Consider the following 25,725-nt stretch of genomic DNA (forward strand, 5'->3'; position numbering starts at 1 on the left):
GGATGCTCGGGCGTTCCGGTGTTCGTACTCCCTCTGTTGACTCTCGCGAAGTCGTTCGAGCGGAACGGCCATCACCCTGAACTGGGTCGGGTGTGAGAATCACCTATCGAATGCCAGAGACGCCGTCAGCGTCCGACGAAAGACCGACCGATTCCGCCGAAGCGACCGCTGACGAGAACGCGGGGAAAAGCGACGGCAGTCGCACGGAGGGAAAGAAGGAACGCAGCGGGGAAGAACCGCCAACGGATCCGCGGTCGTACTCGATCGGGCCGCTGCTCAAACGCTCGCACATCGACTCGGACGGCCACCTGGAGGTCAGCATCTACGTCGAGGGCACCGGCTCCCTCGACGACATCGACCTCGACGTGTTTCTCAAACGCCCGCGGATCGACCCCGGCGAGCGAATCGAACTCGGCGTCTTCGTCTCGGGCTGTGACTCCGTCGCCGAGGAAACGATCAGCGTCTTTCACGACCACGACGACGTGCTCGATCTGACCGATCCGGGAACGGTGCGTCGAAACCGCGTCGATTCGAGCGAGACCGCGGGACCAGCGAACGGGGCATCGAGCGGCGAGGCGAACGTGACCGCGGCCGACGACGAAACTGCACCCGAAACGGTGGCCTCTCCCTCGACGCTGTTTCAGCACGGAACGGCGACCGACGATCGAGAACTCCGACAGAAGCCGCTCGACGGCAACAGCCGCGATGATCCCGCCTACATCCTCGAGTTCAATACGCGAGCGAGTGCGACGCCCGGGCGATACCGGCTGCCGGTCGTGCTCACGTATCGGTCCGAGGCGGGAATTAAACAGGAGAAACACGTCCGGACCGTTCGCGTGAATACCTGGCGCGAACGGTGGGAGCCGTGGGTGACTCGCGGTGTGCTTCTGGGCGGCGTTCTCGGCGTCTGTAGCGCGGTCTATGGTGGCGGTTCCGTGCCAATTCCTGGGGCGCTGGGAGTGGGGTTGTGAAAACTGCGATCGCGACCGGTGTGGCGGACAGGAGAGAGGAACGCCCAAGAGGGCAGCCCGCAAACGTCCGGACATGGAAACGTCCACACGACAGCGGACGGATGGCCCGGTTCGGTCGACGCTCGTCGGCATCGGGCTGGCGGTGCTCGGACTGGTCGCCTCGCAGTTCACGTCGCTTCCGGCCGCGCTTCTCGACTCGACGTTGCTCACCAACCCGGGTGGCGCATCCAACCTCGCGACGTTCGTCTTTCTCACCCTGAACTTCGCCGGCTTCGTCCTCGTCGGCGGGGCCTACCTCTGGTGGACGGACCGCGGCTGGGGATGGCTGGATCTCGAGGTGCCGACGCGGCGCGGCTGGAGCTACATCGGCCTCGGCATCGTCGCCAGTATCGCGTTCGTCATGGTCGTCAACACGGTCGCGACGGTCCTCGAACTGCCCTCGTCCGAGAATCAAGTCATCACGCTGGTCGGGGACGATCCGACCATGGTCCTGCTCATGATCGTCATCGTCTTCCTCTTTAACGCCCCCGCCGAAGAGTTCCTGTTCCGGAACGTCATTCAAAAGCGCCTGTACGCCGCGTTCAGCCGCATGGGCGCGGTCGTGGCGACGAGCCTCATCTTCGCGGTGCTTCACATTCCCTCGTACGCCATCGCCATGGACGACGGCACCTTCGCCCCGCCCGGCGCGATCGCCGTCTCGCTCGCCGTCGTCTTCGGCGGCGCGCTCATCTTCGGCACCCTCTACGCGAAGACCGACAACCTCTTCGTCCCGATCGCGGCCCACGCCGCGTTCAACGCGATCCAGTTCGGCATCCTCTATCTCGTGCTGCGGTACGCCCCCGACGAACTCGAGACCGCGACGGCTGTGTCGCTCGAAACCGGCCTGGCACTCCTGCCGCTGTAGGCCGTCGCCGACCGCGGTCCCGCCCCGTTTATTAGCTCCCGCCGGTGATCCTTCCGTATGTCTCAGGCGAAGGGCGACCGCCGCGAACGCGAACTCGTCAACGAACTCGACGAGGCCGGCTTCGCGGTGATGCGTGCGCCCGCAAGCGGCTCGGCGACGGAACGCGAACTTCCCGACGTACTCGCCGGCGATAGCGAACAGTTCTACGCGATCGAGGCCAAGTCGAGTTCAGGAGATCCGATCTATCTCACCGGGGAAGAGGTCGAGGCGCTGATCTACTTCGCCCAGAATTTCGGCGCGAAGCCCCGCATCGGGGTTCGATTCGACCGCGAGGACTGGTACTTCTTCCACCCCGCGGACCTCCACGTCACCGACGGCGGGAACTATCGGGTCAAAAAAGAGACAGCGCTGGCCGAGGGCACCGACTTCGCCGAGTTCGTCGGCGCGTCCGAGAAGGTGACCCTCGACGAGGTCGGCGCGGCGGAAGACGACGGGCCGGACGAGGACGTGCTTCGGGTACTCAACGCGGTCGAGCAGGGCGTGATGGGAGTCGAGGAGGCAGCAGACGCGCTCGAGTAGAGTGCGTCAACATCCAACTCTCAACGCTGCTAGTCCGATTCCGCCGCGATTTCGCGTACTCGGTCGGGATCGATCGGTTCGTAGCGAACGATGGGATCGAACGCCTCGAGGGCGAATCGATCGCCGCTCGTGATACCGCGCGCCTCCCGGTCCGCGAGTTCGGTCGCGACGAACCGCCGGGCGACGAGCGCCAGCCGGCCGTTTCCGTCGTCGAGTTCTCGCTGGGCGCTCTCGAGCAACAGCGCCGCCGTGAAGACGTCGAACACGTAGTGCGCCAGCCGTTTGGCCGACAGTTGTGCGTACTCGTCGTCCGCGCCGGCGAGCGTCGCGAGCGCGGTTAGCAGGTCGTGGTACTCGTCCTCGACTGTCGCCGCGGTGTCCGCGAGCGCCGGGTGCGAGACGGTTTCGAGTCGCGCCTCGATCGCCGCCTGGAGCGGTTCGTGGGCCTCCTCGCGGGAGAGCGCCCGGAGCACGTCGAGCGAGAGGACGTTCTCGGTGCCCTCCCAGATCGGCAGGACCTGCGCGTCCCGAAGCAGGCGGTTGGTGACGAAATCGTTCACGTAGCCGTTGCCGCCGTGGATCTCCATCCCGTAGGAAGCCGTCTCGACGGCCATCCGAGCGGTTCGGGCCTTGGCGATGGGGATCAACAGCCGCATGAGCCGATAGGCGTCGTCGGCTGTCTCACCGGCGCGCTCGGCACGCTCGCGTTCGGAAAGCAACCGTGCCGCCTCGAAGACGTAGGTCGTCGCGGCCTCGTGGGTGACGGCCATGTCGACGAGATCAGCCCGCATCAGCGGGTACTGATCGATCGTCTCGCCGAAGGCCTCGCGGTTCGCGGCGTAGATCTTGCTCTCCAGCAGCACCCGGCCAATGATTCCGCAAGAAGCCGCCGCGTTCGACAGGCGCTCGAGATTGAGCATCTCGGCCATCTGCCGGAAGCCGTTCTCCGACTCTCCGACGAGGAACGCCTTTGCGCCGGTGAACTCGACCTCGCCGGTCGGCACCGAGATGGTGCCGAGTTTGTCCTTCAGCCGCCGGTAGAGCTGATCGTTGACCGCCTCGGAAGAGAGCGGGCCGTCCTCGAGCCGCTGTCCCTTGGTCAGCGGGCCGTTCTGACCCGAACGATCGGGGTCGGCGTGGGGAACGAGAAACATCGAGAGTCCGGCGGTTCCGTCGGGTGCGTCCGCGGTTCGGGCGAGCGCGAGCGTCCCCTCGGCGTCGATATTCGAACAGAACCACTTCTCGCCGAAGAGTCGCCAGCAATCCGCTTCATCGTCCCACTCGGCGCGGGTTTCGTTCGCGCCGACGTCGCTGCCGCCCTGTTTCTCGGTGAGGAACATCGCCCCCTCGACCAGACCGTCGTACTCGCGGCTCGTCAGCGCCTCGTAGAACGGCGCGTGCTCGTCGCCGCCGAACTTCTCGAGGACGAGCGCGGCACCGGCGGTCATCGCGACCGGGCAGTCGAATCCCGGATCGGCGTAGCTAAGCAGGCACTGCATGGCGAGGTTGTGCGCCAGTCCCATCGGCTCGTCGCGCCCCGGCGGCGCTTCGAACGCGTCCGCGACGATCCCCCGCTCGTAGGCCAGCCGCTCGTTCTCGTACTGGCGTTCCGGGTAGCGGACCAGGTTCTGTACCTCGCCGTCCCTGTCGTAGGGCTCGAGTTCGGGTCCGTGATCGTCGATGTCGTCGGCGTTGGCTGCGATGGTGTGCCCGACGGTCTCGCCGAAGTCGGCGAGACGGGACTCGGCCCAGGTGAACTCGTCGTCGGTATAGACCCGCCGCACTTCGCGTCTGAGCGTTCGGTCGAGGGTCCAGTAGTTGACGCCCCGCCCGTCGCTGAACTCGGCGTAGTCGATCCCCGTGTCCATACTCGCAATTGTTACCGTGACTCAATAAAATGGGCGTAACAAAACGGGGTGTGCGTTTCGTCGCGTTTGCGCTAGACGGGGTTCGCTCGCTACTGGGATCGCTTCTCGAGGCGTGTTCGCGGGAAGACGTACACCTGTAGCGAGGCGGGGACGACGCCGTTCGCCTTCACGCTCGCGTGTGGATAGATCGCGCCGACGACGGGGACGTCCGGGTCGTACGTCTCGTTCGTCCCGTACTCGGCGACGGTGCGGCCGGTCGTCTCGATCCGAACGGCGTCGGCGCGTCGGTCGGAAACGTCGACGACGGTGAGCCGGTCGCCCGTTTCGCGGTCGACGACCGTGTCACCCGGCCAGATCGCGTGGTCATCGCAGTAAACCGGACTGCCGTCGGCGTCGTCTTCGTCGACGAAGACCGCGGTTTCGCAGTCGTGACACTGGACGGCGAGTTCACCCGGCGGCGGGGTGCGCCCGTCCGTAATCTCGATCGCAACGCGGCGGATGTGCTTACAGCGGACGCCGCGGAAGACGTGATCGGGACAGGTGCATCGACCGCCGGTGAGATCGACGAGGTAGGTGTGATCGCTGGCGGATTCGACCTCGTAGAGGCCGTCCCCGAGCGGGAGGACGGACATCGGCTCGGTTCGTGCGCGGCGCGAGCGCTGCTCGAGCGTGTCGGTGGACGGTGCTGGAAGTGTCGCTTTCGGTGACGCTGTTGTTTTCATGGGTGCGTCGAGAGTGGTGCTGATGGTCGGGTTGCTATTCAACGAGTGTAGGGGCTCGAGGCCTATAACGGGTGTGTTCGTTCGAATTGCTGACTTTCGAACGCGGCTGACCATCGAGGTTCGTGATAGTATTCGCGACTCTCCGCGGTCATAACTGACAACCGGGCGGCGCGAGCATCGACCGGCGGCGCACAATAGGTGAGTTCTAAGAGGATGGCACCGTTCTCCTCGATATGGGACTGCTGGACGGACTCCGTGCCGCCCTCGGATTGCGCGCCGAGACCGACGCCAGACGCGACGCCGACCCCGAAGACCTCTTCGGGATGAGCACCGCCTACCTGACGATGGAAGCGGAGTTGGGCTACCGGTCGCTCGACGTCGGCGCGCTCTGTTTCTCCGGCGTCGACTCGCGAAGCTTTCGCGACACCGTCGCGGAGGTCGAGTCCATTCTCGAGGCCGGCCAGAAAGACACCGGCACCGAGTTCACCGTCACGGACGACGACCACGGCTATCACTGGGTCGTGCTCAGAGACACCGATCCGGAGGATCTGATCACGAGTATGCACTTCGCGGCGGACACGTTCATCGAACGCGACTACGGGTCTCGCCTGCTCGCAGCCGTGTTCGCGTACGAAAACAGCGACGGGCCGGCGTACTGGATCTACTCGTTCCGTCGCGGCGCGTACTATCCGTTCGCTCCACGCGCCGGCCGAGAGCGCGATTCGAGTACCGAGTTCAAACTCGAGTCGACGCTGGACGGCGAATTAGAGATCGAAGGCGAGAAGGAATACTGGTATCCGCTCTGGCCGAGCCAGCAGGGAACCCACCCCTGGGAGTAGGCGAACGTGTTGAACGAGGTCGCACCAAATATATTTGGCATCACGCACTTGTCACACAAGCCCATACGAAATGATACGGCAGGCTTGCCACATCATCCCCACCACACCACTTCACATCCGAACTGCGCCATACACAGTTCGTCGCCTGCCGCATACCACTTCCTTTCCATCCCCTTCGATACCTGACGCCTGACTCGATAGTCAGTAGTGACTCATCGAGCCGTCTCTCGTGACCGGTTCCCTATCGCGGACCGAAGGAGTGTTTTACATCGAAGACTTCCTAGAGAGCAATGAGTCACCAGCATCTCGAGGCGCTCGACGTCGCGGCTATCCGCGAGGAGTTCCCGATCCTCCAGCGCGAGTTCGACGGCCAGCAGGTCGTCTACCTCGACAACGCGGCGACGACCCAGACGCCGGACCCGGTCGTCGACGCGATCAGCGACTACTACCGGCGGTACAACGCGAACGTCCACCGCGGGATCCACCACCTGAGCCAGGAGGCCTCGATCGCCTACGAGGAGGCCCACGACCGCGTGGCCGAGTTCATCAACGCGGACGGCCGCGAGGAGATCGTCTTCACCAAGAACACGACTGAGGCGGAGAACCTCGTCGCGTACTCGTGGGGACTGAACGAACTCGGCCCCGAAGACGAGATCGTCCTCACGGAGATGGAACACCACGCCTCGCTGGTCACCTGGCAACAGATCGGCAAGCGAACCGGAGCCGACGTGAAGTACATCCGGGTGCAAGAGGATGGCCGTCTGGACGCGGAGCACGCCCGCGAACTGATCACCGACGACACCGCGATGCTCTCGGCGGTCCACGTCTCGAACACGCTCGGCACCGTCAACCCCGTCTCCGAACTCGTCGACATCGCCCACGAGCACGACGCGCTCGCGTTCATCGACGGCGCGCAGGCCGTTCCCACCCGGCCGGTCGACGTCGAGGATATCGGTGCGGACTTCTACGCGTTCTCCGGACACAAGATGTGCGGTCCGACCGGTATCGGCGTCCTCTACGGCAAGGAGCACCTGCTTGCCGAGATGGAGCCGTACCTCTACGGCGGCGACATGATCAAGAAGGTGACCTTCGAGGATGCAAAGTGGAACGACCTCCCCTGGAAGTTCGAGGCCGGCACCCCACTCATCGCGCAGGGAATCGCGCTCGCCGCCGCCATCGACTACGTCGAGGAGATCGGCATGGACCGCATCCGGGCCCACGAGGAAGCCCTCGCGGAGTACGCCTACGAGCGACTCGCCGAATTCGACGACATCGAAATTTACGGCCCCGAGCCCGGACCGGACCGAGGCGGCCTCGTCGCCTTCAACCTCGACGACGTCCACGCCCACGACCTCGCCTCGATCATGAACGACTACGCCGTCGCGATCCGGGCGGGCGACCACTGCACCCAGCCGCTCCACGACAAACTCGGCGTCGCCGCCTCGGCTCGCGCCTCGTTCTACATCTACAACACCCGCGAGGAGATCGACAAACTGGTCACCGCGTTGGACGACGCCCGGCAGCTGTTCGCCTGACGAACACTGCTCCCACCGAACCGTCCGGTTCTGTTGGTGAGAGTCACCGTCTATCGAATACGCCGTCCTCAACGAGTCAATACGCTGGCGATTGCGCGGGTTGGCTCTGCCACCGATCCGAGCACGACCGATCAGCATCCAGCAGCGGAGCGCTTATCGGAGTCCCCCGAAAACGCGACCGACATGATAGAACTCGAGACCGTCCGTAATCGCGCCAAACCGTACTTCGAGGACGCGCCGCCGGCCCACGACTGGCACCACGTCCAGCGCGTCGAGGAACTCGCGGAAACGCTCGTCGAACGCCACCCCGAGCCGGAGACGGTCGACGAACGCGTCGTCTCCCTCGCCGTCCTCCTCCACGACATCGGCCGCGAACGCGAAGACCGCGGCGAGATCGACGACCACGCGACCTGGGGCGCACGGGAAGCGGGCGAGATCCTCCGCGAGTTCAGCGCGACCGACGAGACGGTGTCGCGGGTCAAACACTGCATCCGCGCCCATCGATACTCGAACGATGTCGACCCCGAAACGGTCGAAGCCGAACTCGTCTCCGACGCGGACAACCTCGATGCGCTCGGGGCGGTCGGCATCGGCCGCGTCTTCGCCCACGGCATCGCGATCGACTCGCCGATGTACGATCCGGCCCTCCCGGTGGCCGACGATGAGACGGCCGCCGGGACGAGTCAGTACAACCACCTCCACAAGAAGATCCTCGACCTGCCGGCGCGCATGTACACCGACGCCGGCCGCGAACTCGCCGCGGCGCGCGCGGCGTTCGTCCGCGAGTTCATCGCGCAGTTCGATGCGGAAGTCGCCGGCGAGCGGTAGCGTGATCGGCCGGTCGTTCACGGACCTGTCAGGCACTATTCTAGAACTGGCACAGCGTTTTTGATTCTCAGGCCGGTACGTACCGGTGCCGAGGTGAGAACCAATGTACGAGAAACGTATCGGGAGTCCGCAACGCGATCCGTTCGATGCCCTGGTCGACGGTCTCGCCGCGGCCGATCGGTACGATTTCGTCCTCGGAATCATTCCGATCGCATTCGCGGTTGCACTGGTCGTCGCGACCGTCACGAACGCGCCGGTGACGCAGCCACTGGCCGTCGCCGCTCTCGTCGGCATCGTCGCCATCGTCGATGCCTGTTATCGCAACCCGCCGATCGACCAGGGATCGACGTAACGGCGTGATATCGACCGCCAACATGCAACCGTTTTCCGGCGCGCGACCGCCGGTCTCGTCCGGCGAGCGTCGCCCCGGAACCCTTTTACAGGGCACTGGCATATCCGTACACACCGATGGGACTGGGTTCGGATATGTACCGACAGCAGATCCTCGACCACTACAAGAATCCCCGCAACTACGGGGAACTCGAGGATCCAACGTTTACCCACGTCGGCGAGAACCCGATGTGCGGCGACGAGATTCGTATGGATGTCAAACTCGATGACGACGAGGAAACCATCGAGCGAGTCGCCTTCTCCGGCGACGGCTGTGCCATCAGCCAGGCCTCCGCGAGCATGCTCTCGGGTGAACTCCACGGCAAAACCGTCGACGAACTCCTCGAGATGGACCGTGACGACATCATCGACATGCTCGGCGTCGATATCTCGCCGATGCGCGTCAAATGTGCCGTCCTCGCGGAGAAAGTCGCCCAGGACGGTGCCGAAATCTACCAGGGTGAACTCGACGTGGAGAAGACGACGACCGAGGACTAAGAACTGAGGATTGCGGATTGCGAATTTCGGACTGACCGCCACACTCGTTCTACCGCCGTTTCGATTTCGATTCGAACCGTAAGAACTCGAGAGTTCGGGTTCGGTTCACCAGACCCTGCCGCGTGATCCCGAGTTGGAAGTGTTGTGTAGCGAGTGCGCTCAATCGGTGATTTCGGACGGTGGTGGCCGAACGGCAGTCACTCGCCGCTGGGGATACCGAAGCACGAATGCACAACGCGCGAAACGACTGCAATGAGAGAGATGGCCGAAACGGCGGTACAGTAGTTACTCTGCTTTCAGCCCGCCGTCTTGGACACGCATGACCGCCTCGCCGTCGGCGAGGTTCGGCGCGTCGACCAGGCGGACGATCCGCTTGTCGCCCTTGGACTTGCGGAGGTACATCCGGAAGGTCGACTTGTGGCCGAGGATGTTGCCGCCGATCGGCTGCGTCGGGTCGCCGAAGAACGAGTCCGGGTTCGAGGCAACCTGGTTCGTCACGATGACGGCCGCGTTGTAGAGGTTGCCGACCTTATCCAGGTCGTGGAGGTGCTTGTTGAGTTTCTGCTGGCGCTCTGCGAGTTCACCGCGGCCGACGTACTCGGCGCGGAAGTGGGCGGTCAGCGAGTCGACACAGAGGAGGCGAATCGGGTACTCGGCCTCTTCGTGCTCGCTGGCCAGTTCCTTTGCCTTCTCGGCCAGCAGCATCTGGTGGTTGGAGTTGAACGCCTTCGCGACGTGAATCTTGTCGAGGATGTCCTCGACGAGTTCGTCGACGGCGGCCTCGTCGGCGGCCGAGCCTTCGATGTCACGGTCTTCGAGCGTCGCGTTGATAACGTCGTCCGAGAGACCGCGGACCATGTCGTCGATGCGCTCGGGGCGGAACGTGTCCTCCGAGTCGACGAACATCGCAGCACCGTGGAGGCCGCCGACCTCCTTGGGAAGCTGGACGTTGACGGCCATCTGGTGGGTGACCTGGGATTTCCCCGCACCGAACTCGCCGTAGACTTCGGTGATCGACTGGGTTTCGATGCCGCCGCCGAGGAGGTCGTCGACCTCGTCGACCTGCCAGCTCAGTTTGCCGATTTTGTTCCGTCGTTCGAGCACCGTCGAGCCGGTTTCGAAGCCGCCGACGTCGGCGGCGTCGCGGGCGGCATTGACGATATCGGCCGCGGTGGAGTCACCGACATCGGCGGTGTTCGAGAGTTCAGCGGGGGCGGCGACGGCGAGGCTCTGGAAGGAGTCAAAGCCCGCGTCGTGGAGTTTGTCTGCGGTTGCCGGTCCAACGCCGGGGAGTTCCTCGAGGTCTGCGTCTGCCATACTCCGTCGTTGTCCCGGCGACCCCATAAACCCTCGTTAACAGGGAAGTGAAAGTGAAAGTGAGGGCAAGCGGCGGGGTAGGCAACGATGAGACTAGAGGTTAAAGAGTGAAGGCGGCGAGAACGAGACGATCAACTTGTCGACGCGTCGGCGGGTGACCACTCGAAGCAGGTGAGACGGTCGCCGCTGGCGACGTAGAGGCGCTGTTCGGCGAGTGCGGGCGTGTTCGTGATCGCCCCCTCGAGTTGGGTGTGCCACCGGTGGCTCCAGTCGTCGGCGAGGTCGATACCGTAGAGCGAGCCGGTCGTATCCCCGACACAGAGGATGGTTCCGGCGACGACGGGGCTCGCACTGACGGTGCCGTCCAGCGCGACGCCCTTTTTCGAGAACAGCCAGCCGCGACGCTTTCGCCGGCCGACGGTCGTATCGGTGACGTGGGCGTAGCCGTCGGCAGCGCCGACGATCGTTGCCTCATCCTGTGTGAGTACCGTGACGCCGGAGGTGAACTCGTCGGAGATGGAATAAGTGAACCAGGTCTGGCCGGTGTCGGCGTTCAACGCGAGGAGGGTGCCGCCGTCGTCGGCGACGTAGACGCGTCCGCCGGCTATCGTGGGCCCGGCGGGAACGTCGCCGTTCGTGGGGGCAGACCAGAGTTCGGTCCCAGTTCGTGCCTCGAGACACTCGACCGTGCCGCCCTCAGTGGCAGCGTAGAGCCGGGGGCCATCCCAGGAACGTCGTTCTCGTTCCGAGGGCAGCGGGCTGGTATCTGCGTTATTTCGGTCGAGTTGGTCCAGTCCCAGGTCCTGTATTTGCCGGTCGCGTTCCAACTCCCCGTCGTCGGCGATTGCGGGCGAACCCGTCACAGCTGTCTCGGTTTCGGTGGTCCAGCGTTCCCGTCCGGAGGTACCGTCGAGAGCGGTGAGGCCGTCCTCGTGACCAACGGAGAGATCGCCGGTTTCGCCCGAATAGACGGGTGCAGCCGTGAGTTGTGCGGGTACTGTCGTCGCCCAGTGTTGCTCTCCCGTTGCTGGGTCGAGGGCGTAGATCGTGCCATCGTCGGTGCCGAGATAGAGGTGTTCGCGAGTGACGATCGGCGCCGGCTCGGTTGCCGCGGTCGTCTCGAAAACCCAGCGCCGATGTCCCGTCTCGCGGTCGAACGCGTAGCAGTTGCCACGGCGTGTGCCCACGAAGACGGTGTCGCGGTCGAGAACCGGTGAGCCGACGTGGCCGACGAGATCGGCCGTCCAGGCCACTGTAACCCAGCGTGGATCGGTCACGTCGCGTCGAACGCCGGCGTGGCGATGATCTCCCTCGAACTGTGTCCACGAAGTCACTGCCAGTGACTACTGAGCGAGCCGGGATAATGCATGCGGCCCGGTGTCGCAGACTAACGCCGCCGCTGGAACGACGAGAGAACGACAAGCAGAACCCGGCAGCTGAGAGCGGAACCGGAATACGGCACCGTTCGCGATCGTGATCCCCCGTTAGATGACGACTGATCGCCTGCCGTATCCGCTACTGGTAAGGCGACTCGATAGGCGCAGTGTCTACAGAATGTGGAACGGCCTGCGAATCGAAGATGCTGGTACCGATACGTCTCACAGTCCGCGCCGGTCGTCGGTCTCTACTGTCTCACTTCGAGAATCCGCGCATCACACTCGTTACAGGTAATTGCGTAGACCTGATACGACCGACAGCAGGATTCGACGGTCTCCTCATCGAGCGAAATCGTCCCGTCACAGCCCGGACACTGCTCGACGAACGCCCGGAGTCCGTTCGCCAACTGACTCCGTTGCTCGAGTGACAGTTGCTCCCACTCCGGAACCTCCTCCGAGAGCGCGCGTGAACTCGCGAGATCGGCGACGAGAGCAGCGTCTGACTCCCACTGGGCGGCGACCCTGTCCTCCACGCGAGCACGAACCGGCGACGTTGCGTCGTCGGGGTGGTCGATCGATACCGACGCCGGCTCCGTTTCGAGAAACGCCGCAACCTGGCTCGCTCGCTCGCCGTCCCGAATCTCGTCGATCGCCCCCTGCCAGGTCGCCTCGAGGTCGTCCGCAAGACAGAGGTCTTCCTGCTCTTGCTCGCCATCGTCCGCCGCTCGCGTGCACGGAACGACGAGTTCGTGTTCGAGGAACCACCGTTCGGGTTCGATCGGTTCGCCGGCTGCTTGAGAGCGAGTGGTATCGGCCCCCGTTTCGGCGGCATCGGTTTCGAGCGTCGAACCGCCCGGTTCGGGTGCCTTGTCGAACTTCGCGAGGAGCCAGTCGGGAAAGTATCGCTTCGTCAGTGCCGGCGTTCCCGGAACGAGGTACCCGCGGAGGCCGATGGCAGCAACGGAGAGAACGAACACGGCGACCGCAGCGATGGGTGATACGATCGCAACCGCAACGGTCAGGACACCTGCGATAACGAGATTGACGGCAGTACAGGGGATACAGCGATTCTCACCGGTGTATTCGGGGTTGTGTACCTGCGCGAGGATCGGAAGCTTCGTGAGTTCCATATTTCACCCATTGTATGAAATTACAAAAACGTTTTCCCGCCGGTAATTGCCGGTACTATATCGGGCTCACGACGGCGATTCCGCAGTACACGCAGTACACTCAGTACATCCGCAGCAACTGCGCATGGCGCGTCTCCCCGACATCGAGGACGTTCGCCTCGTCAACAAACCCCTCCTCGATCGCGAGGGAAACAGCACGGGTGCCGACGATATTGGCCACATCCGCCCGCGCGAGGCTATCGATGACCGTCTCCTCGTCGACTTCGTCGCCGCCGTAGAACTCGTCGGTGACCGTCAGGGAGAGGTCCTCGGCTTCGAACGTTTCGCCGAGGATGTCGCTGTCGCACACGGCGACGAGCAGTCCTTCCGGAGTCTGTCGTTCAGTCACGCGCATGATCGTATCCGCATCTCGTACGTACTGTGGAGTCGTGACCGTATTTGTGTTTATGGGTGTCCGGTCACGGGCGCTGGAGTTCGTTCGTCCCTCGGGTCACCGGAACACCGGGTCACCGTCGTCACTCGAGTTCCCACTCGCGATCGCGGTCGGCTTCGCGACCCGGGTCGCTGAGGTCGTCCACACCGGTCGGCTGGCCTTCCATCTCCCGGCGGTCTTCCATGATCTCCTGTTCGGCCTGCTCGCGCATCTCGTTTGCCTCCTCCGCGATTTCCTCGGCCTCGTCGTACTCGCCGAGTTCTTCGAGAATCTCGGCTTTCTCTTCTAAGACCTTGGCGTTTCGCAGGCCGAGTCGGATCGCGTTGTCGATACACTGCAGGGCTTCTTCGGCCAGGCCGCGCTCCGAGAGGAAGAACGCGCGGTTGAACCAGCCCTCGGCGAAGCGCTCGTCTATCTCGATGGCGCGTTCGGCGTGCTCTAAGGCCTGGGCCGTCTCGCCGAACTCCCAGAGGGCGTAGGCGAGATTCGTCTCGGCCGTCGCGGCGTGTTCGCTCTGGTCGTCGATGTCGAGCGCCTCGCGGTGGGCACCGATCGCCGCGTCCCACTCCTCGAGTTCGGCGTGGGCGACGCCCTTGTTGACCCAGGCTTCCTGTTCGAGTCGCTCGTCGTCGGCGAAGCGGGCGGTCCGCTCGAAGGCGTCGGTCGCCTGCTCGTAGCGGTTGATCTGCATGTAGTTCAGCCCGACATCGAGCAACTCGCTGGCGTCGACATCGTCGCTCGCGATCTGCTGGCTATCGAGCGTATCGGTGACGACCCGAGAGTCCACCGGGTCGACCTTCGAGGGGTCGATATCCAGTTCCGGCGGATCGAGATCGAACTCGTCGTAGGGGTCGTCGAACCCCTCGCCTTCGGAGAAACGGTGGTCGCGGGGCTCGTCTCCATCGCCCTCTCGGTCAGTCATTACCAGAATTTGGCGTCGCGGACTGTTAAGGGCTGCGACCCGGCTACCGACGCCGTGCACGCAGCTGCGGTTCGGAACCACCGTTCGTCCGCCGACTTCACGACCTTGCGGCCCCGAAACGAGCCATCGTTCGACGGATCGTCCGTTACCGTTGAGTACCGCGGCCGCGAGTGCACACGTATGCGTCTCTTCGTCAGCGTCGACCTGCCCGACGACCTCGCGGAACCGGTCGCCGATCTCCAGGACGAGTTCAGCGACGCGAGCGGCCTCACTGTCACCGACCCCGAGCAGGCCCACGTGACGCTGAAATTCCTCGGCGACGTCGACGGCGAGCGGGTGCCCGACCTCGAATCCGAACTCGAGGCTGCGGTCGCCGACGCCGGCGTCGACCCCTTCACGGTTCGCTACGGCGGCCTGGGCGTCTTCCCGAGTCTCGAGTACATCAGCGTGGTCTGGTTCGGCACCGAAACCGGCGGCGAGGAACTTACTGCGCTCCACGAGGCCATCGAGGAGCGAACGACGGAGATGGGATTCGAGGCGGAATCGCACGAGTTCACGCCGCACGTGACGCTCGCGCGGATGGAGCACGCAGGTGGGAAAGAGTTAGTGCAAGAACTCGTCCGCGAGCGGGAGCCGACGGTCGGCGAGACGCGCGTCGAGGAGGTTCGGTTGACCGAGAGCACGCTCACCGAGGAGGGGCCGGTGTACTCGACGGTGGCGCGGTTCCCGCTCGACGAGTGACCGACTCCACCCGGCTGTGGCCGCCAGTATGCGTCGTTGTGAGTGCGCTATCGGTCGCCTACAGCCACTGTAGCGCCCGCATACGGCACGATAGCCGAACGATACAGCACCGGGAGTGATAGGGACCGATCCCGTAGCCGGACCGGTCGATGGGGAACTCGTCCACGGCGGATCACGGTCCCGACCACCCCGACCACCCTGACCGCACCACCGCGACCGGCAAGCGTCGCTCTCGCATCGGGCGAACCGCCTCGGTCAGCCGCCGCGAGTTCATCGCCGCGGTCGGCGGCGTCGGCGCAGTTTCGATCGTCGGTACGAGCGGAGGTGGCGATGCGGCCGACACCGAGACGCTCCGGATACGTGTCTCTCCGGGGCCCATTCCGCCGACCGTCTGGATCCGATACGGGATTTCGGGCCTGCGACGCGACTGGCCGGTCCCCTTTCGGGAGTGTTTCGCTGCGATCGAAGACGCCATGGCACAGCTCCAAACCTACGCCGTCTCCAACTCCGACCGCATCGACGCCGATTTCGACATTCGCGTCGAGCGCGGCCCATCCGTCCGGTTTCCCCCGCTCGCGACGCCGCGACCATCCGAACTCGTCCTTCCCTCGCTGTCGACCGTCCTCGACGTCTTTCGCGACCGGCTTCGGGACCGGGGTGAACTCGGCGGGCCGGCCTGTCACGTGCTGTTTTGCTGGTCCCCGCTCAACTACCGGGTCGGCTACGGCGGGACGATGTCGCCGAACGATCTGGTCGGTGCAACGGGTTCCGACGGCGCCGCCGCGGACGGCGCACAGACCGTCGCCAACGTCGGGGCGACCGAAGTCTGGGACTCGCGAGCCATCAGCCGGAACATCGCCATTCACGAGGTCTTTCACACGTTGCTCCCGCCGGAACTCGTCGAGGCGGTCGGTGGAACGGACTGTGACCACGACCTCGGAGCCGCGGCTCGAGTTCAGACCGGCGGGGACGACCAAGCACTTCGCGTGACGCCGATGGCGACCGCCTACGCCGGCCCGGACGAACTCGGCGGCGGAACGCGCTTTCACGGCACCGGCTGCTACGATCACGACGAGTTCACCCGTCACGACGGCTACGAAGGCGTCGACCGATTCGAGTACACGACGAGGATGAGCGAGGCGACGCTCGCGGTGGCGACGCGGTACCTAGAACGGATTCGGGAGCGACGGCGAGCGTGAGAGCGGAGAGACGATGAGGTGAACTCGTACCGTCCACGGACCTCCGTTTTTCGACCGGTCCCGAAAGATGGACAAGATTTTAAGCCAGCACGGGCTACGTCCGGCTACTATGGGTAAGAAGTCGAAGGGCAAGAAAAAGCGACTTGCCAAACTCGAGAACCAGAACAGCCGCGTTCCGGCCTGGGTCATGATGAAGACTGACATGGAAGTCCAGCGGAACCCGAAACGACGCAACTGGCGGCGTAACGACACTGACGAGTAACACAATGAGTGCAAGTGATTTCGAAGAACGCGTCGTAACCGTCCCGCTGCGGGACGTCAAGAAGGGAGCCAACCACGAGGCCGCGGATCTCGCCATGCGACTCGTCCGTGACCACCTCGCGAAACACTTTGCGGTCGACGGGGACGCCATCCGACTGGACCCCTCGATCAACGAGGCAGTCTGGTCGAACGGGCGCTCGAACCCGCCACGAAAACTTCGCGTCCGCGCGGCCCGTTTCGACGAAGAGGGTGACGCCGTCGTCGAAGCCGAGGTCGCCGACTAACCACTACACTTGCAACGCCTCGCCTTCGCCGGGTCGGCCTACGTCGGCGTCTTCGCCCGCGCGACCGACTCGTGCGTGCTCGTTCGTCCCGACATCGACGACGACGCCGTCGCCGACCTGACCGACGAACTCGAGGTGCCCGCAATCGAAACGACCGTCGGCGGCTCCTCGACGGTCGGCGCATTAGCGACGGGTAACGAAAACGGCCTGCTCGTCAGCTCTCGCGTCCTCGAGTACGAACGCGAGACGCTCGCCGAGGAAGTCGACGTTCCCGTGGCCGAACTGCCGGGCAGTATCAACGCCGCCGGGAACGTCGTCCTCGCGAACGACTACGGGGCCTACGTCCATCCGGACCTGCCCCGGGAGGCAATTCAGATCGTCACGGACACGCTCGATGTACCCGTCGAACGCGGCGATCTCGCGGGCGTCCGAACCGTCGGCACCGCCGCCGTCGCGACGAACGACGGCGTCCTCTGTCACCCCAAGGCGACCGACGAAGAACTCGACGTCTTGGAGGACGTTCTCGACGTCCGCGCCGACGTCGGGACGATCAACTACGGTGCACCCCTCGTCGGCTCCGGCCTGCTGGCAAACGAGTTCGGCTACGTCGTCGGCCAGGATACGACCGGCCCTGAACTCGGCCGAATCGAAGATGCACTCGGGTATCTCGACTGATCCGTCACGCCACGGCTCGAGTTGTTTGACGCGGACCCGGACACTGGGAACCGGACGGCTCGTATTCGTTTCTGATAGCGTTTCCGTGACTGTATCGTGTTCGTAACGTGGCTCGCAGTGACGGGTAACCTCGGTGCGTATCTAACGATGGAACAACTACTCGGACTCAGCGACGCGGTTCCGGGTGCGCTTGCACTGCTCGGATCGGTAGCTCGCGGTCTCCGGTGACCGTCGCCCGCGCTGATTGATACGGTCTGCTGTAACGATTTACCGGCGCAACCGCAGGACGGGCGCGGTTGCGCCAAAAATGACTTACAGCAGTCCGTATGAGAGCGTTCGAACCGACGAAACGGAACTCGGCGTGCAGACAGTGGCGGGTGCTAGAGAAGACGTCGACACCTCGGGGTCCGTCGAAGAACGATCACACCCGGTTCGCGGGCGCAGTCGGAATCGCAACGCTACTGTCGTTCGAATCGGTGGCGGACGACCTCGCTGTCGTCGTCCCACTCGAAGTCATCATGAGTGCGGGAGAGCAGTTGCCGATACGCCTCGAGATCGGCCATCCCCTCCGCTCGTGCGTCTTCGTCGGTTAGCTCGCCGAGCGTACGCTCGGTGACATCGGTCACTTCGAACGTCGTCTCGCCGATGGTAAACGTATCGCCCGCCGACGCGTACTGGTGGCCGCGGTGGATCTGGGTGACATCACCTTCGAGTACCTGCGTTTGCAGTCGGTCGCTGGGGAGTAACTCGCTCGGATCGAGTTCGCTCATACCCGTGCGTACGCGGCCCCGGGCAAAATCGGTTGGCACGCAGCGGACGCCCCGCGCTGTTCATATAGTCAATATTTATACTGTCTTCCAACGATACGTTTCGTATGGTCCTCCAATCGGTATTCGCCCGGTTTCGAACCGGGTTCGAGATCGCGAAGGCATCCTTCGGAGTCTTGCGGCGCGAGAAGTGGTTACTCGCGTTCCCAGTGTTGTACGGAACGGCCTGGCTCGTCGGGTTGATCGGCCTCGTCGGCGGGATCGTTGCGGCGCTCTTCGGCGTCGGCTACGGGATGGCGCTCCTAGAGCAGGTCACGAACGTCTCTCCCGGAACCGCCGATGCGGCTGTAACCGTCACGCTGGTCGTCGCCGCGGTCGGGTTCATGTTCGTCGCAACGTCGATTGCGACGTTTTTCAGCGCGGCGCTCGTCCACGCCGTCGGGACCCTCTTTACGGACGAACCGACGGGGATCCGGGCCGGACTCGGAGGTGCCTGGGAATCGCGCCGGACGATTCTCGCGTGGGGCGTCGTCGGCGCGGCGGTCGGCCTGCTCTTTCGGGCGCTCGAGAGTCAGGACGGACTCCCGGCCCAGATCATCAGATCGGTTGCCGGCTTTGCCTGGTTCGCGATGACGTTTTTCATCGTTCCCGTAATCGTCTTCCAGGACGGGAGCGTTCGCGAGTCGATGCGCGAAAGCGTCGGCCTGTTCCGCGAGACGTGGGGGCAGGTTGGCGGCATCAACCTCGGCGTCGGACTCGTACTGCTGCCGCCGATGATCCTCACCGGACTCGCTGGAATCGGCTTGCCGGTGTTCGTTCTCGACGACCCATGGTCGGTTCTCACGTTCACGCTCGTACCGACGCTGCTGGTGCTCGGTGCGCTCATGGTCGTCTACCAGGCCGCAACCGGAGTCGCAAAGACGGCGCTGTACCAGTACGCACGCGAGGGGACGCTGCCGCCGGAGTTCGACGGTATCGATCCCGATACTCTGACGCGGTCTTCCGGACCGACCGGTGCGCTGAACCAGCCACCGAATCAGAAGCCCGGCCAGATATAGACGGTAGTAGCCGCTGAAAGTCGGTGCATACCTGGTCGCGCGGCCACCGTGCGATCAGTGTGCAAACGGTTCAGTTGTGTTACAGAGGAACCCCCTCGGAACCCGACTCACACAGTCCGTCTCCCCCGGAGACGATCGGTCGCGTTGTGACGATCGAGACGCCAGTGCCGACCCGGAAATGGCTATGGAAGGGAAGATTCTTCCGACTGCCTGCCGGAGTGATAGCCATGAGTCAGTTTGCGGTCACCGGCCGGTTCACCGTTCGCGACGGCTACGCGGCGGGTGGAACTCGGCTACGGCCGGAAACGAGGCTGTTGCCCGCGAGTACTCCGAGACTCGTTTCGGCAGCCAGCGTGGACTCACGCGCACGGAAATCGAAGACGACGACTACGACAACGGAGGTTGATGCAGAATGAGCCAACAGCAACTTCAGCAGCTCTCCCAGGAACTGCAAGAGATCGAAGAACAGATCGACGCACTCGAAGCGAACGTCGAAGAAATCCAGCAAGAGCAGACCGAAGTCGACGAGGCCATCGACGCGCTCGACACCCTCGAGAGCGACTCGACGGTACAGGTCCCGCTCGGCGGCGGTGCCTATCTGCGTGCGACCATCGACGATATCGACGAAGCGATCGTCGAACTCGGATCGGACTACGCCGCAGAGTTCGAACAAGACGACGCGGTCGAGGTCCTCGAACGCAAGAAAGAGACCCTCGACGACCAGATCGACGACCTCAACGACGAGATCGGCGATCTCGAAAGCGAAAGTGACGACCTCGAATCGCAGGCCCAGCAACTCCAACAGCAGGCGATGCAACAGCAGATGCAGCAACTTGGCGGGCAGGGCCAGGAGCCCGACGAATAGTCGATACGCAGTAGTCAGTCCGCAGTTCGACGACCGATCGATTCCGTTCCCTGTTACGAACGCAGTACGCAGTTACCGGGTCCAAGTCACCACCGACCGATCACAGCCACCAACAGTTCCAGTCACAGTTACCGTTACCAATGTTCGATAACCTGAAGGAGAAACTCGGAAGCTTCCGCAAGGACGCCGAGGAAGCAGCCGAAGAGAACGTGGAGGAAGTCGACGAGACAGCAGCCGAAGCTGAAGCTGAAGCCGAAGCCGAAGCCGAAGCCGAGGGAGAGCGGGAAGGCGAAGAAGGAGACGAAATCGACCCCGACACTCCCGAAAGCACTGTCGCAGAGGCTCCCCCCAGCCAGGACGCTGCCGCTCACGCAACGGACGAGCCCGCCACGCCAGACGACGCTGCGACCGCCGCTTCGAGTTCAGCGTCGGACCCCAGCGACGGTGGCGAGGAGACCCGGGCCGACTCTCGGTCGGAGCAAGCGCCGGCAACCGACGCGACACCCGGCTCTTCGCCGGGTTCCGAATCAGCATCACAACACGACAACGAGACGACGACACCGGAAGCTGCCACTGACGCCGACGCTGAACTCGAAGCAGACACTGCGTCGGTAGCCGACGAGACTGAGGCCGGAGGCGAGGGAGAGGACGAAGACGAAGACGAGGCAGAAGCCGACGACGCCACCAGTACCGGCTTCGGTCGCAAAGCCAAATCCTTCGTCAAGGGCAAGTTCGTCATCGAAGAAGAGGACCTCGAGGACCCGCTTTACGAACTCGAGATGGCGCTGCTTTCGAGCGACGTCGAGATGGGCGTCGCCGAGGAGATCCTCGACACCATCCGCGATGAACTCGTCGGAGAGACGCGTACGTTTACGACTTCGACCGGAGACGTCGTCGAAAACGCGCTTCGAGAGGCGATCCACGACGTGATCAGCGTCGGTCAGTTCGACTTCGACGAGCACATCGCGGTCGAAGACAAGCCGGTCACGATCGTCTTCACCGGCGTCAACGGCGTCGGGAAGACGACCTCGATCGCAAAGCTCAGCCGCTACTTCGAGGACCGTGGCTACTCGACGGTGATGGCGAACGGAGACACCTACCGTGCGGGTGCCAACGAGCAGATTCAGGAACACGCCGACGCGCTCGACACGAAGCTCATCGCCCACGAACAGGGCGGGGACCCAGCCGCGGTGTTGTACGACGCCGTCGAGTACGCCGAAGCCAACGACATCGATGTCGTCCTCGGCGATACGGCGGGGCGACTGCACACGAACGAGGGGCTGATGGACCAACTGGAGAAAATCGACCGCGTCGTCGATCCCGACATGACGCTGTTCGTCGACGAAGCCGTCGCCGGGCAGGACGCGGTCAACCGCGCCCGCGAGTTCAACGACGCGGCCGAAGTCGATGGCGCAATTTTGACGAAGGCGGATGCGGACTCGAACGGCGGGGCGGCGATTTCGATCGCACACGTGACCGGCAAGCCGATTCTGTTCCTCGGTGTCGGTCAGGGATACGACGATATCGAGCAGTTCGATCCGGACGAGATGGTCGATCGATTGCTCGAGGAAGACGCGTAGCGGGTAGCGGGCCGCTCGTTTTGGACCGAAGAGGTGCCGCAAAACGGCGACGGATGGCGACCGTGGCTGCACTCGGAATCGGCGGCTCGATTACCGCAGGAAACAGCGATCGAAGACGAAATGTATATTGATGTTGTGGCTGACAGAAAAGTATGCGCCCTCCTCGATCTCGGCGGTCCCTTCTTGCGACGGTTGCGGCGATAGTTCCATTTACGGCCGGCTGTTCGGAAGCGTGGTTTGACGACCCCGAAACGCCAGCAGAGACGTCGACGACGGTTACTCCCGAATCGTACGACTGTACCGATCTCTCCCGTCCGGCGCCCCGTCCCGAGGCCACGTCGTCCGCGTCGACGTTTGAAGACGGTTCGGCGGAGCAGTCGCTCGAACCGCTCGAGTATCCGTCGACGCTCCCGGATGCCGAAACGACGACCGGGGCAGCCACACAGTACGCGATCGAGTTCGAGCAGGCGTATCGACAGAACGCACTGCTCGTCGAATACGGGGACCAGACGCGCACGTTCGATCTCTCAGTCACCGATCGGCAGTCGTCACCGGTCGGGGCGGACGGAGAGACGAATGGCAATGTGACCGAAGCGAACGCAGCAGAAACGGAGGAGCCAGCAACGAACGAGACCGGGTCGGCAACGGGATCGGGATCGAACGGCACCCTCGTCTCGCTCGTCTACAACCTGACAACTGAAACAACCGACGGTAACAACACGAAGTGGGGTGTACGAGCGGTTTATTACGTTGGCGAGGTCGTCCTGCGAGCCGTCTACGACGGTATCGCCAACGACCCGACGTTCGATCCCGACCCCCGAGAGCGAGCCCACAGCGAACTCGTCGCCTGCCTCCGATGAACGAGAACAAGACCGAGAGCGAGAGTGAGAATGAGAGTGAGAACAAGACCGAGAGCGAGAGTGAGAATGAGAGTGAGAACAAGACCAAAATCAATAGCCACTGCCCCATCGGCCCACCGGCGGCAAAACACCAGTAGCTTATGCGCACACCCTCCATAGCCCTCGATATGTCCCGCGGTATCGGCGTGTTCGATCCGATTCAAGAAACCATCCCCGAGTGGGCCGCCATCGTCGTCGCGCTCGTGACGCAACTCGGCGATATCTGGTTTCTCGCGGTCCTCCTCGGCGTGCTCTACTGGCGTCGCCCGCGCGAGCGAGGGGAAGTCCTCACCGTTGCCGGCCTCGGCCTGGCCGGATTCGCCCTGATTACGACGCTCAAGTACACCTTCGCGCTGCCGCGGCCGGCACACGCGCTCGTCGAACTCGAGACGCTTTCGCCGACGGTCCGCCCGTTGTACGAGTTCACCGGGACGGCGAGCGGCTACGGCTTTCCGAGCGGGCACGCGCTGGTGACGACGGTCGTCTACGGGAGTCTGGCGGTGCGGCTGTCGCTCTGGACGCTGCGACGGCGAGTGCTCGCGGCGGGAACGCTCGTCACGGTGGTCTGTCTCTCCCGGGTCGCCCTCGGCGTGCACTTCGTCGTGGATGTGGTCGCCGGAATCGGGATCGGGCTGGCGTTCCTACTCGCGGTCACGGGCCTGCTGACGCGGTATCCGGACGACGAACAGACGGTCGTCTTCGCGATCGCGGCCGCTCTGAGCGTCGCCGCGGTGGTCGCGAGCAGCGCCACCCTCGATTCGATGCTCGTTCTCCTCGGGTCGCTCGGTGCGGTCGTCGGCTGGCGGCTCGTCGGCCGGGAGCGGCTGACAGCGGTTCCGGGAAGCCGGTGACGACGATGCGGTGACGGCGACGCGGTGACGGTGACGGCGCGTTTATCACACCCGACCGAAAACGGAGGGTATGGAAACCATCCGCGTCGCAACCCGCTCGGACGCGGCCGCCGTCCGGGAAATCTACGCGCCGTTCTGTACGTCCTCGTCGGTCACGTTCGAAGAGACGCCGCCGACCGAGTCCGAAATGGCCGACCGCATCGAGTCGACGCTCGAACGGTATCCGTGGCTCGTCGCCGAAACCGATGCAGGCGTCGCTGGCTACGCCTACGCGGGGCCGCTGCGCAAGCGTCAGGCTTACGAGTGGCTCGTCGAACTCTCGGTCTACGTGGCCGAGGACGCCCGCCGGTCGGGCGTCGGTCGCGCGCTGTACGAGGCGTTATTTGCGGTTCTCGAGCGGCAGGGCTACTGCGACGCCTACGCAGTGACGACGCTGCCGAATCCGGACACGGTCCGGTTCCACGAGCGACTGGGCTTCGAACGGCTCGGCGACTTTCCCGCGATGGGCTACACGCAGGACGCCTGGCACGACGTCTGCTGGTGGCGACGCCCGCTCGCCGAGAAGGAGGACGACCCGGATCGACCCACACCGTTCCAAGCGTTCAGCGAGGCGGGCGACGTGGGCTCGTTGCTCGCAGCCGAAACGGACGAGGTATTCGACACAGCGGGGTCGACCGAAGTCTCTTAGTGACCACCGACTGACACGGTCGCTATGGCACCCTCGAACTGGCGCACCTACCTCGTGACGCAGGCCTCGCTTTCGGCGGGCCTGTCGACGGCGGAGATCGCCCGCAAGGCCATTGCAGGCGGCGTCGACGCGATTCAGCTTCGGGAGAAAGACACCGATGCGCGAACTCGATACGAACTCGGGCGCGAACTCCGCGAGTTCACGGCCGAGGCGGACGTCGCGCTCATCGTCAACGACCGGGTGGATCTCGCACAGGCGATCGACGCCGACGGCGTCCACGTGGGACAGTCCGATCTCCCGGTCGCAGTCGCGCGCGACCTGCTCGGTCCCGACGCGATCGTCGGCTGCTCGACCTCGACGGTTGCCGAGGCACGGCGGGCCGAAGCCGACGGTGCGGACTACCTCGGCGTCGGCTCGATCTACGGAACGACATCGAAGGCTGTCGCCGAACACAAAGACGGCATCGGCCCCGAGCGCGTCGCCGAGATCACCGACGCCGTCTCGATCCCGGTCGTCGGCATCGGCGGCATCACCGCCGACAACGCCGGCCTCGTCGCCGACGCTGGCGCTACCGGCGTCGCCGTCATCTCCGAAATCACCGCCGCCGACGATCCACGGGCTGCGACCGAAGCGCTCTCGGCGGCTCTCGAAGCGCCAACGCAAAGCCCCTCGAGAACGGAGGGACAGCCATGACTGACTCGATCGACGTACCCAGCGCTGAACTCGCGAATTCCTTACGGGCGATCGACGAGTCAGCGCCGCTCGTCCAGGCACTGACGAACGAGGTGACGATGAACGACGTGGCGAACCTTATCCTGCACTGGGACGGGTTGCCGGTGATGGCGGACTCGCCCGGCGATGCCGGCGAGATGGCCCACGGCGCGGACGCGCTCTTGCTCAACACCGGCCAGGTTCCGGCGACGAAAGTCGACGCCATGCGCGAGGCCGCACAGACGGCGACCGAGCGCGGAATCCCGATCGTCCTCGATCCCGTCGGCGTCGGGTCGACGCCGACGCGCAAGGACGTTGCACAGACGCTACTCACAGACACGACGTTCACCGTGATCAAGGGCAATTACGGCGAGATCAGCGCGCTCGCCGGGGTCGAGGCGGACGTGAAAGGCGTCGAATCGGTCGGCGACTACGAGGAAATCGAGGAGACGGCGCGGTCGCTCGCGGACTCGACCGGGTCGATCGTCGTCGCCTCCGGCGTCGAAGATATCGTCGCCGACGCCGACAGCACCTATCGACTCACCGCGGGCCACGAAATGCTCGGCGAAGTCGTCGGCACCGGCTGCATGCTCGGCGCGACGCTTGCGGCGTTCAACGGCGCACTCGAGGACAAACACGCCGCCGCACTCCACGGCACGCTCGCCTTCGGCATCGCCGGCGAACGCGCCGCCGAACTCCACTACGAGGGACCGGCGAGCTACCGGACGAACTTCCACGATGCAGTCGCCGGGCTGACAGCCGATGTCGTCTCCGAACTCGACCTCGAGTTCAGCGGCCGCGTCGAGCGGGTCGCGTGAGGCGGGTGTGCGGGTA

General features: G+C 64.2%; 30 protein-coding genes. 22 read left to right on the forward strand and 8 right to left on the reverse strand.

Going from position 1 to position 25,725, the window contains the following annotated elements:
* The first annotated feature begins 110 nt into the window (after positions 1 to 110).
* The 3 genes from C480_RS08105 to hjc all read left to right on the forward strand — a co-directional run bounded on the left by C480_RS08105 (position 111) and on the right by hjc (position 2,454).
* Positions 111 to 971 carry a hypothetical protein gene (locus C480_RS08105; protein ID WP_006665127.1) on the forward strand — a complete coding sequence of 287 codons (861 nt, stop codon included), beginning with the start codon at positions 111 to 113 and terminating at the stop codon, positions 969 to 971.
* A gap of 73 nt (positions 972 to 1,044) precedes the next feature.
* Positions 1,045 to 1,875: a CPBP family intramembrane glutamic endopeptidase gene (locus C480_RS08110; protein WP_006665128.1), complete on the forward strand. Its 831-nt coding sequence runs from the start codon at positions 1,045 to 1,047 to the stop codon at positions 1,873 to 1,875.
* Between the two features lie 57 nt (positions 1,876 to 1,932).
* Complete coding sequence (gene hjc, locus C480_RS08115; protein ID WP_006110700.1) at positions 1,933 to 2,454, forward strand: Holliday junction resolvase Hjc; 522 nt, start codon at positions 1,933 to 1,935, stop codon at positions 2,452 to 2,454.
* A 29-nt stretch (positions 2,455 to 2,483) separates the two neighbouring features.
* Here hjc and C480_RS08120 read toward each other — a convergent pair whose 3' ends face one another.
* Together C480_RS08120 and C480_RS08125 are read right to left on the reverse strand one after the other, a co-directional pair.
* On the reverse strand, positions 2,484 to 4,322 hold the full coding sequence (locus C480_RS08120) for an acyl-CoA dehydrogenase family protein (RefSeq protein ID WP_006665129.1): 1,839 nt from the start codon (positions 4,320 to 4,322) through the stop codon (positions 2,484 to 2,486).
* Positions 4,323 to 4,411: 89 nt separating this feature from the next.
* The gene (locus C480_RS08125) at positions 4,412 to 5,044 is read right to left on the reverse strand and encodes an SWIM zinc finger family protein (RefSeq protein ID WP_006665130.1); all 633 of its coding nucleotides are present in this window, start codon (positions 5,042 to 5,044) and stop codon (positions 4,412 to 4,414) included.
* A gap of 233 nt (positions 5,045 to 5,277) precedes the next feature.
* On the opposite strand from C480_RS08125, the gene pspAB reads away from it, so the two are divergent.
* The 5 genes from pspAB to sufU all read left to right on the forward strand — a co-directional run bounded on the left by pspAB (position 5,278) and on the right by sufU (position 9,134).
* The gene (pspAB, locus tag C480_RS08130; RefSeq protein ID WP_006665131.1) at positions 5,278 to 5,883 is read left to right on the forward strand and encodes a PspA-associated protein PspAB; all 606 of its coding nucleotides are present in this window, start codon (positions 5,278 to 5,280) and stop codon (positions 5,881 to 5,883) included.
* A gap of 290 nt (positions 5,884 to 6,173) precedes the next feature.
* On the forward strand, positions 6,174 to 7,418 hold the full coding sequence (locus tag C480_RS08135; RefSeq protein ID WP_006665132.1) for an aminotransferase class V-fold PLP-dependent enzyme: 1,245 nt from the start codon (positions 6,174 to 6,176) through the stop codon (positions 7,416 to 7,418).
* Positions 7,419 to 7,601: 183 nt separating this feature from the next.
* A complete protein-coding gene (locus tag C480_RS08140; protein ID WP_006665133.1) occupies positions 7,602 to 8,246 on the forward strand; it encodes an HD domain-containing protein in 645 nt (214 codons plus the stop codon).
* Between the two features lie 103 nt (positions 8,247 to 8,349).
* The gene (locus C480_RS08145; RefSeq protein WP_006665134.1) at positions 8,350 to 8,598 is read left to right on the forward strand and encodes a hypothetical protein; all 249 of its coding nucleotides are present in this window, start codon (positions 8,350 to 8,352) and stop codon (positions 8,596 to 8,598) included.
* Between the two features lie 116 nt (positions 8,599 to 8,714).
* Positions 8,715 to 9,134: a Fe-S cluster assembly sulfur transfer protein SufU gene (gene sufU / locus C480_RS08150; protein WP_006665135.1), complete on the forward strand. Its 420-nt coding sequence runs from the start codon at positions 8,715 to 8,717 to the stop codon at positions 9,132 to 9,134.
* Between the two features lie 285 nt (positions 9,135 to 9,419).
* Here sufU and radA read toward each other — a convergent pair whose 3' ends face one another.
* The 5 genes from radA to C480_RS08175 all read right to left on the reverse strand — a co-directional run bounded on the left by radA (position 9,420) and on the right by C480_RS08175 (position 14,312).
* Complete coding sequence (radA, locus tag C480_RS08155) at positions 9,420 to 10,451, reverse strand: DNA repair and recombination protein RadA (protein ID WP_006665136.1); 1,032 nt, start codon at positions 10,449 to 10,451, stop codon at positions 9,420 to 9,422.
* A 131-nt stretch (positions 10,452 to 10,582) separates the two neighbouring features.
* Positions 10,583 to 11,785 (reverse strand): outer membrane protein assembly factor BamB family protein, encoded by a 1,203-nt coding sequence (locus C480_RS08160; protein WP_006665137.1) that lies wholly within the window; start codon positions 11,783 to 11,785, stop codon positions 10,583 to 10,585.
* A gap of 290 nt (positions 11,786 to 12,075) precedes the next feature.
* On the reverse strand, positions 12,076 to 12,957 hold the full coding sequence (locus C480_RS08165) for a hypothetical protein (RefSeq protein ID WP_006665138.1): 882 nt from the start codon (positions 12,955 to 12,957) through the stop codon (positions 12,076 to 12,078).
* 100 nt (positions 12,958 to 13,057) lie between these two features.
* Positions 13,058 to 13,351: a DUF424 domain-containing protein gene (locus C480_RS08170; protein ID WP_006665139.1), complete on the reverse strand. Its 294-nt coding sequence runs from the start codon at positions 13,349 to 13,351 to the stop codon at positions 13,058 to 13,060.
* Positions 13,352 to 13,472: 121 nt separating this feature from the next.
* A complete protein-coding gene (locus tag C480_RS08175; RefSeq protein ID WP_006665140.1) occupies positions 13,473 to 14,312 on the reverse strand; it encodes a tetratricopeptide repeat protein in 840 nt (279 codons plus the stop codon).
* A gap of 180 nt (positions 14,313 to 14,492) precedes the next feature.
* Between C480_RS08175 and thpR the strand changes: the two genes are divergently transcribed.
* The 6 genes from thpR to C480_RS24515 all read left to right on the forward strand — a co-directional run bounded on the left by thpR (position 14,493) and on the right by C480_RS24515 (position 17,700).
* On the forward strand, positions 14,493 to 15,053 hold the full coding sequence (gene thpR, locus C480_RS08180) for an RNA 2',3'-cyclic phosphodiesterase (RefSeq protein WP_049903454.1): 561 nt from the start codon (positions 14,493 to 14,495) through the stop codon (positions 15,051 to 15,053).
* Between the two features lie 149 nt (positions 15,054 to 15,202).
* On the forward strand, positions 15,203 to 16,252 hold the full coding sequence (locus C480_RS08185; protein WP_006665142.1) for a hypothetical protein: 1,050 nt from the start codon (positions 15,203 to 15,205) through the stop codon (positions 16,250 to 16,252).
* A gap of 109 nt (positions 16,253 to 16,361) precedes the next feature.
* Positions 16,362 to 16,514 (forward strand): 50S ribosomal protein L39e, encoded by a 153-nt coding sequence (locus tag C480_RS08190; protein ID WP_004267621.1) that lies wholly within the window; start codon positions 16,362 to 16,364, stop codon positions 16,512 to 16,514.
* 4 nt (positions 16,515 to 16,518) lie between these two features.
* Complete coding sequence (locus C480_RS08195; RefSeq protein ID WP_006110715.1) at positions 16,519 to 16,797, forward strand: 50S ribosomal protein L31e; 279 nt, start codon at positions 16,519 to 16,521, stop codon at positions 16,795 to 16,797.
* Positions 16,798 to 16,806: 9 nt separating this feature from the next.
* Positions 16,807 to 17,472 carry a translation initiation factor IF-6 gene (locus C480_RS08200; RefSeq protein WP_006665143.1) on the forward strand — a complete coding sequence of 222 codons (666 nt, stop codon included), beginning with the start codon at positions 16,807 to 16,809 and terminating at the stop codon, positions 17,470 to 17,472.
* A gap of 96 nt (positions 17,473 to 17,568) precedes the next feature.
* On the forward strand, positions 17,569 to 17,700 hold the full coding sequence (locus tag C480_RS24515; protein ID WP_275040271.1) for a hypothetical protein: 132 nt from the start codon (positions 17,569 to 17,571) through the stop codon (positions 17,698 to 17,700).
* 230 nt (positions 17,701 to 17,930) lie between these two features.
* On the opposite strand, the gene C480_RS08205 is transcribed toward C480_RS24515, so the two are convergent.
* The gene (locus tag C480_RS08205; protein WP_006665144.1) at positions 17,931 to 18,242 is read right to left on the reverse strand and encodes an ASCH domain-containing protein; all 312 of its coding nucleotides are present in this window, start codon (positions 18,240 to 18,242) and stop codon (positions 17,931 to 17,933) included.
* Positions 18,243 to 18,346: 104 nt separating this feature from the next.
* Here C480_RS08205 and C480_RS08210 point away from each other — a divergent pair, with 104 nt between their 5' ends.
* The 8 genes from C480_RS08210 to thiM all read left to right on the forward strand — a co-directional run bounded on the left by C480_RS08210 (position 18,347) and on the right by thiM (position 25,709).
* Entirely contained in the window at positions 18,347 to 19,297 is a 951-nt protein-coding gene (locus tag C480_RS08210) for a DUF6159 family protein (protein ID WP_006665145.1), read from the forward strand.
* A gap of 412 nt (positions 19,298 to 19,709) precedes the next feature.
* On the forward strand, positions 19,710 to 20,162 hold the full coding sequence (pfdA, locus tag C480_RS08220; protein WP_006665147.1) for a prefoldin subunit alpha: 453 nt from the start codon (positions 19,710 to 19,712) through the stop codon (positions 20,160 to 20,162).
* A 140-nt stretch (positions 20,163 to 20,302) separates the two neighbouring features.
* Entirely contained in the window at positions 20,303 to 21,742 is a 1,440-nt protein-coding gene (gene ftsY / locus C480_RS08225) for a signal recognition particle-docking protein FtsY (protein WP_006665148.1), read from the forward strand.
* Positions 21,743 to 21,894: 152 nt separating this feature from the next.
* Positions 21,895 to 22,602, forward strand: coding sequence for a hypothetical protein (locus C480_RS08230; protein ID WP_006665149.1), 708 nt, complete (start codon positions 21,895 to 21,897; stop codon positions 22,600 to 22,602).
* A gap of 167 nt (positions 22,603 to 22,769) precedes the next feature.
* Entirely contained in the window at positions 22,770 to 23,492 is a 723-nt protein-coding gene (locus C480_RS08235) for a phosphatase PAP2 family protein (RefSeq protein WP_006665150.1), read from the forward strand.
* A gap of 70 nt (positions 23,493 to 23,562) precedes the next feature.
* Positions 23,563 to 24,180 carry a GNAT family N-acetyltransferase gene (locus C480_RS08240; protein WP_006665151.1) on the forward strand — a complete coding sequence of 206 codons (618 nt, stop codon included), beginning with the start codon at positions 23,563 to 23,565 and terminating at the stop codon, positions 24,178 to 24,180.
* Positions 24,181 to 24,204: 24 nt separating this feature from the next.
* Entirely contained in the window at positions 24,205 to 24,873 is a 669-nt protein-coding gene (gene thiE, locus C480_RS08245; RefSeq protein WP_006665152.1) for a thiamine phosphate synthase, read from the forward strand.
* Positions 24,870 to 25,709, forward strand: a complete 840-nt coding sequence (gene thiM / locus C480_RS08250; protein WP_006665153.1) for a hydroxyethylthiazole kinase — start codon at positions 24,870 to 24,872, stop codon at positions 25,707 to 25,709. Before thiE ends, thiM begins: the two co-directional genes overlap by 4 nt.
* Positions 25,710 to 25,725: the final 16 nt, after the last annotated feature.

Source organism: Natrialba aegyptia DSM 13077 (assembly GCF_000337535.1).
Classification (GTDB): Archaea; Halobacteriota; Halobacteria; order Halobacteriales; family Natrialbaceae; genus Natrialba; species Natrialba aegyptia.

What these genes read in the sequence shown, in the direction of transcription:
- C480_RS08240 (WP_006665151.1), top strand. Translation starts at nt 23,563, where the DNA reads ATGGAAACCATCCGCGTCGCAACCCGCTCGGACGCGGCCGCCGTCCGG.
- C480_RS08140 (WP_006665133.1), top strand. Translation starts at nt 7,602, where the DNA reads ATGATAGAACTCGAGACCGTCCGTAATCGCGCCAAACCGTACTTCGAG.
- C480_RS08165 (WP_006665138.1), bottom strand. Translation starts at nt 12,957, where the DNA reads ATGGAACTCACGAAGCTTCCGATCCTCGCGCAGGTACACAACCCCGAA.
- C480_RS08190 (WP_004267621.1), top strand. Translation starts at nt 16,362, where the DNA reads ATGGGTAAGAAGTCGAAGGGCAAGAAAAAGCGACTTGCCAAACTCGAG.
- C480_RS08230 (WP_006665149.1), top strand. Translation starts at nt 21,895, where the DNA reads ATGCGCCCTCCTCGATCTCGGCGGTCCCTTCTTGCGACGGTTGCGGCG.
- C480_RS08195 (WP_006110715.1), top strand. Translation starts at nt 16,519, where the DNA reads ATGAGTGCAAGTGATTTCGAAGAACGCGTCGTAACCGTCCCGCTGCGG.
- C480_RS08205 (WP_006665144.1), bottom strand. Translation starts at nt 18,242, where the DNA reads ATGAGCGAACTCGATCCGAGCGAGTTACTCCCCAGCGACCGACTGCAA.
- C480_RS08235 (WP_006665150.1), top strand. Translation starts at nt 22,770, where the DNA reads ATGTCCCGCGGTATCGGCGTGTTCGATCCGATTCAAGAAACCATCCCC.
- pfdA (WP_006665147.1), top strand. Translation starts at nt 19,710, where the DNA reads ATGAGCCAACAGCAACTTCAGCAGCTCTCCCAGGAACTGCAAGAGATC.
- C480_RS08125 (WP_006665130.1), bottom strand. Translation starts at nt 5,044, where the DNA reads ATGAAAACAACAGCGTCACCGAAAGCGACACTTCCAGCACCGTCCACC.
- thiM (WP_006665153.1), top strand. Translation starts at nt 24,870, where the DNA reads ATGACTGACTCGATCGACGTACCCAGCGCTGAACTCGCGAATTCCTTA.
- C480_RS08185 (WP_006665142.1), top strand. Translation starts at nt 15,203, where the DNA reads ATGGGGAACTCGTCCACGGCGGATCACGGTCCCGACCACCCCGACCAC.
- ftsY (WP_006665148.1), top strand. Translation starts at nt 20,303, where the DNA reads ATGTTCGATAACCTGAAGGAGAAACTCGGAAGCTTCCGCAAGGACGCC.
- radA (WP_006665136.1), bottom strand. Translation starts at nt 10,451, where the DNA reads ATGGCAGACGCAGACCTCGAGGAACTCCCCGGCGTTGGACCGGCAACC.
- sufU (WP_006665135.1), top strand. Translation starts at nt 8,715, where the DNA reads ATGGGACTGGGTTCGGATATGTACCGACAGCAGATCCTCGACCACTAC.
- C480_RS08120 (WP_006665129.1), bottom strand. Translation starts at nt 4,322, where the DNA reads ATGGACACGGGGATCGACTACGCCGAGTTCAGCGACGGGCGGGGCGTC.
- C480_RS08135 (WP_006665132.1), top strand. Translation starts at nt 6,174, where the DNA reads ATGAGTCACCAGCATCTCGAGGCGCTCGACGTCGCGGCTATCCGCGAG.
- C480_RS08145 (WP_006665134.1), top strand. Translation starts at nt 8,350, where the DNA reads ATGTACGAGAAACGTATCGGGAGTCCGCAACGCGATCCGTTCGATGCC.
- C480_RS08110 (WP_006665128.1), top strand. Translation starts at nt 1,045, where the DNA reads ATGGAAACGTCCACACGACAGCGGACGGATGGCCCGGTTCGGTCGACG.
- C480_RS08105 (WP_006665127.1), top strand. Translation starts at nt 111, where the DNA reads ATGCCAGAGACGCCGTCAGCGTCCGACGAAAGACCGACCGATTCCGCC.
- C480_RS08175 (WP_006665140.1), bottom strand. Translation starts at nt 14,312, where the DNA reads ATGACTGACCGAGAGGGCGATGGAGACGAGCCCCGCGACCACCGTTTC.
- C480_RS08210 (WP_006665145.1), top strand. Translation starts at nt 18,347, where the DNA reads ATGGTCCTCCAATCGGTATTCGCCCGGTTTCGAACCGGGTTCGAGATC.
- thiE (WP_006665152.1), top strand. Translation starts at nt 24,205, where the DNA reads ATGGCACCCTCGAACTGGCGCACCTACCTCGTGACGCAGGCCTCGCTT.
- C480_RS08170 (WP_006665139.1), bottom strand. Translation starts at nt 13,351, where the DNA reads ATGCGCGTGACTGAACGACAGACTCCGGAAGGACTGCTCGTCGCCGTG.
- hjc (WP_006110700.1), top strand. Translation starts at nt 1,933, where the DNA reads ATGTCTCAGGCGAAGGGCGACCGCCGCGAACGCGAACTCGTCAACGAA.
- thpR (WP_049903454.1), top strand. Translation starts at nt 14,493, where the DNA reads ATGCGTCTCTTCGTCAGCGTCGACCTGCCCGACGACCTCGCGGAACCG.
- pspAB (WP_006665131.1), top strand. Translation starts at nt 5,278, where the DNA reads ATGGGACTGCTGGACGGACTCCGTGCCGCCCTCGGATTGCGCGCCGAG.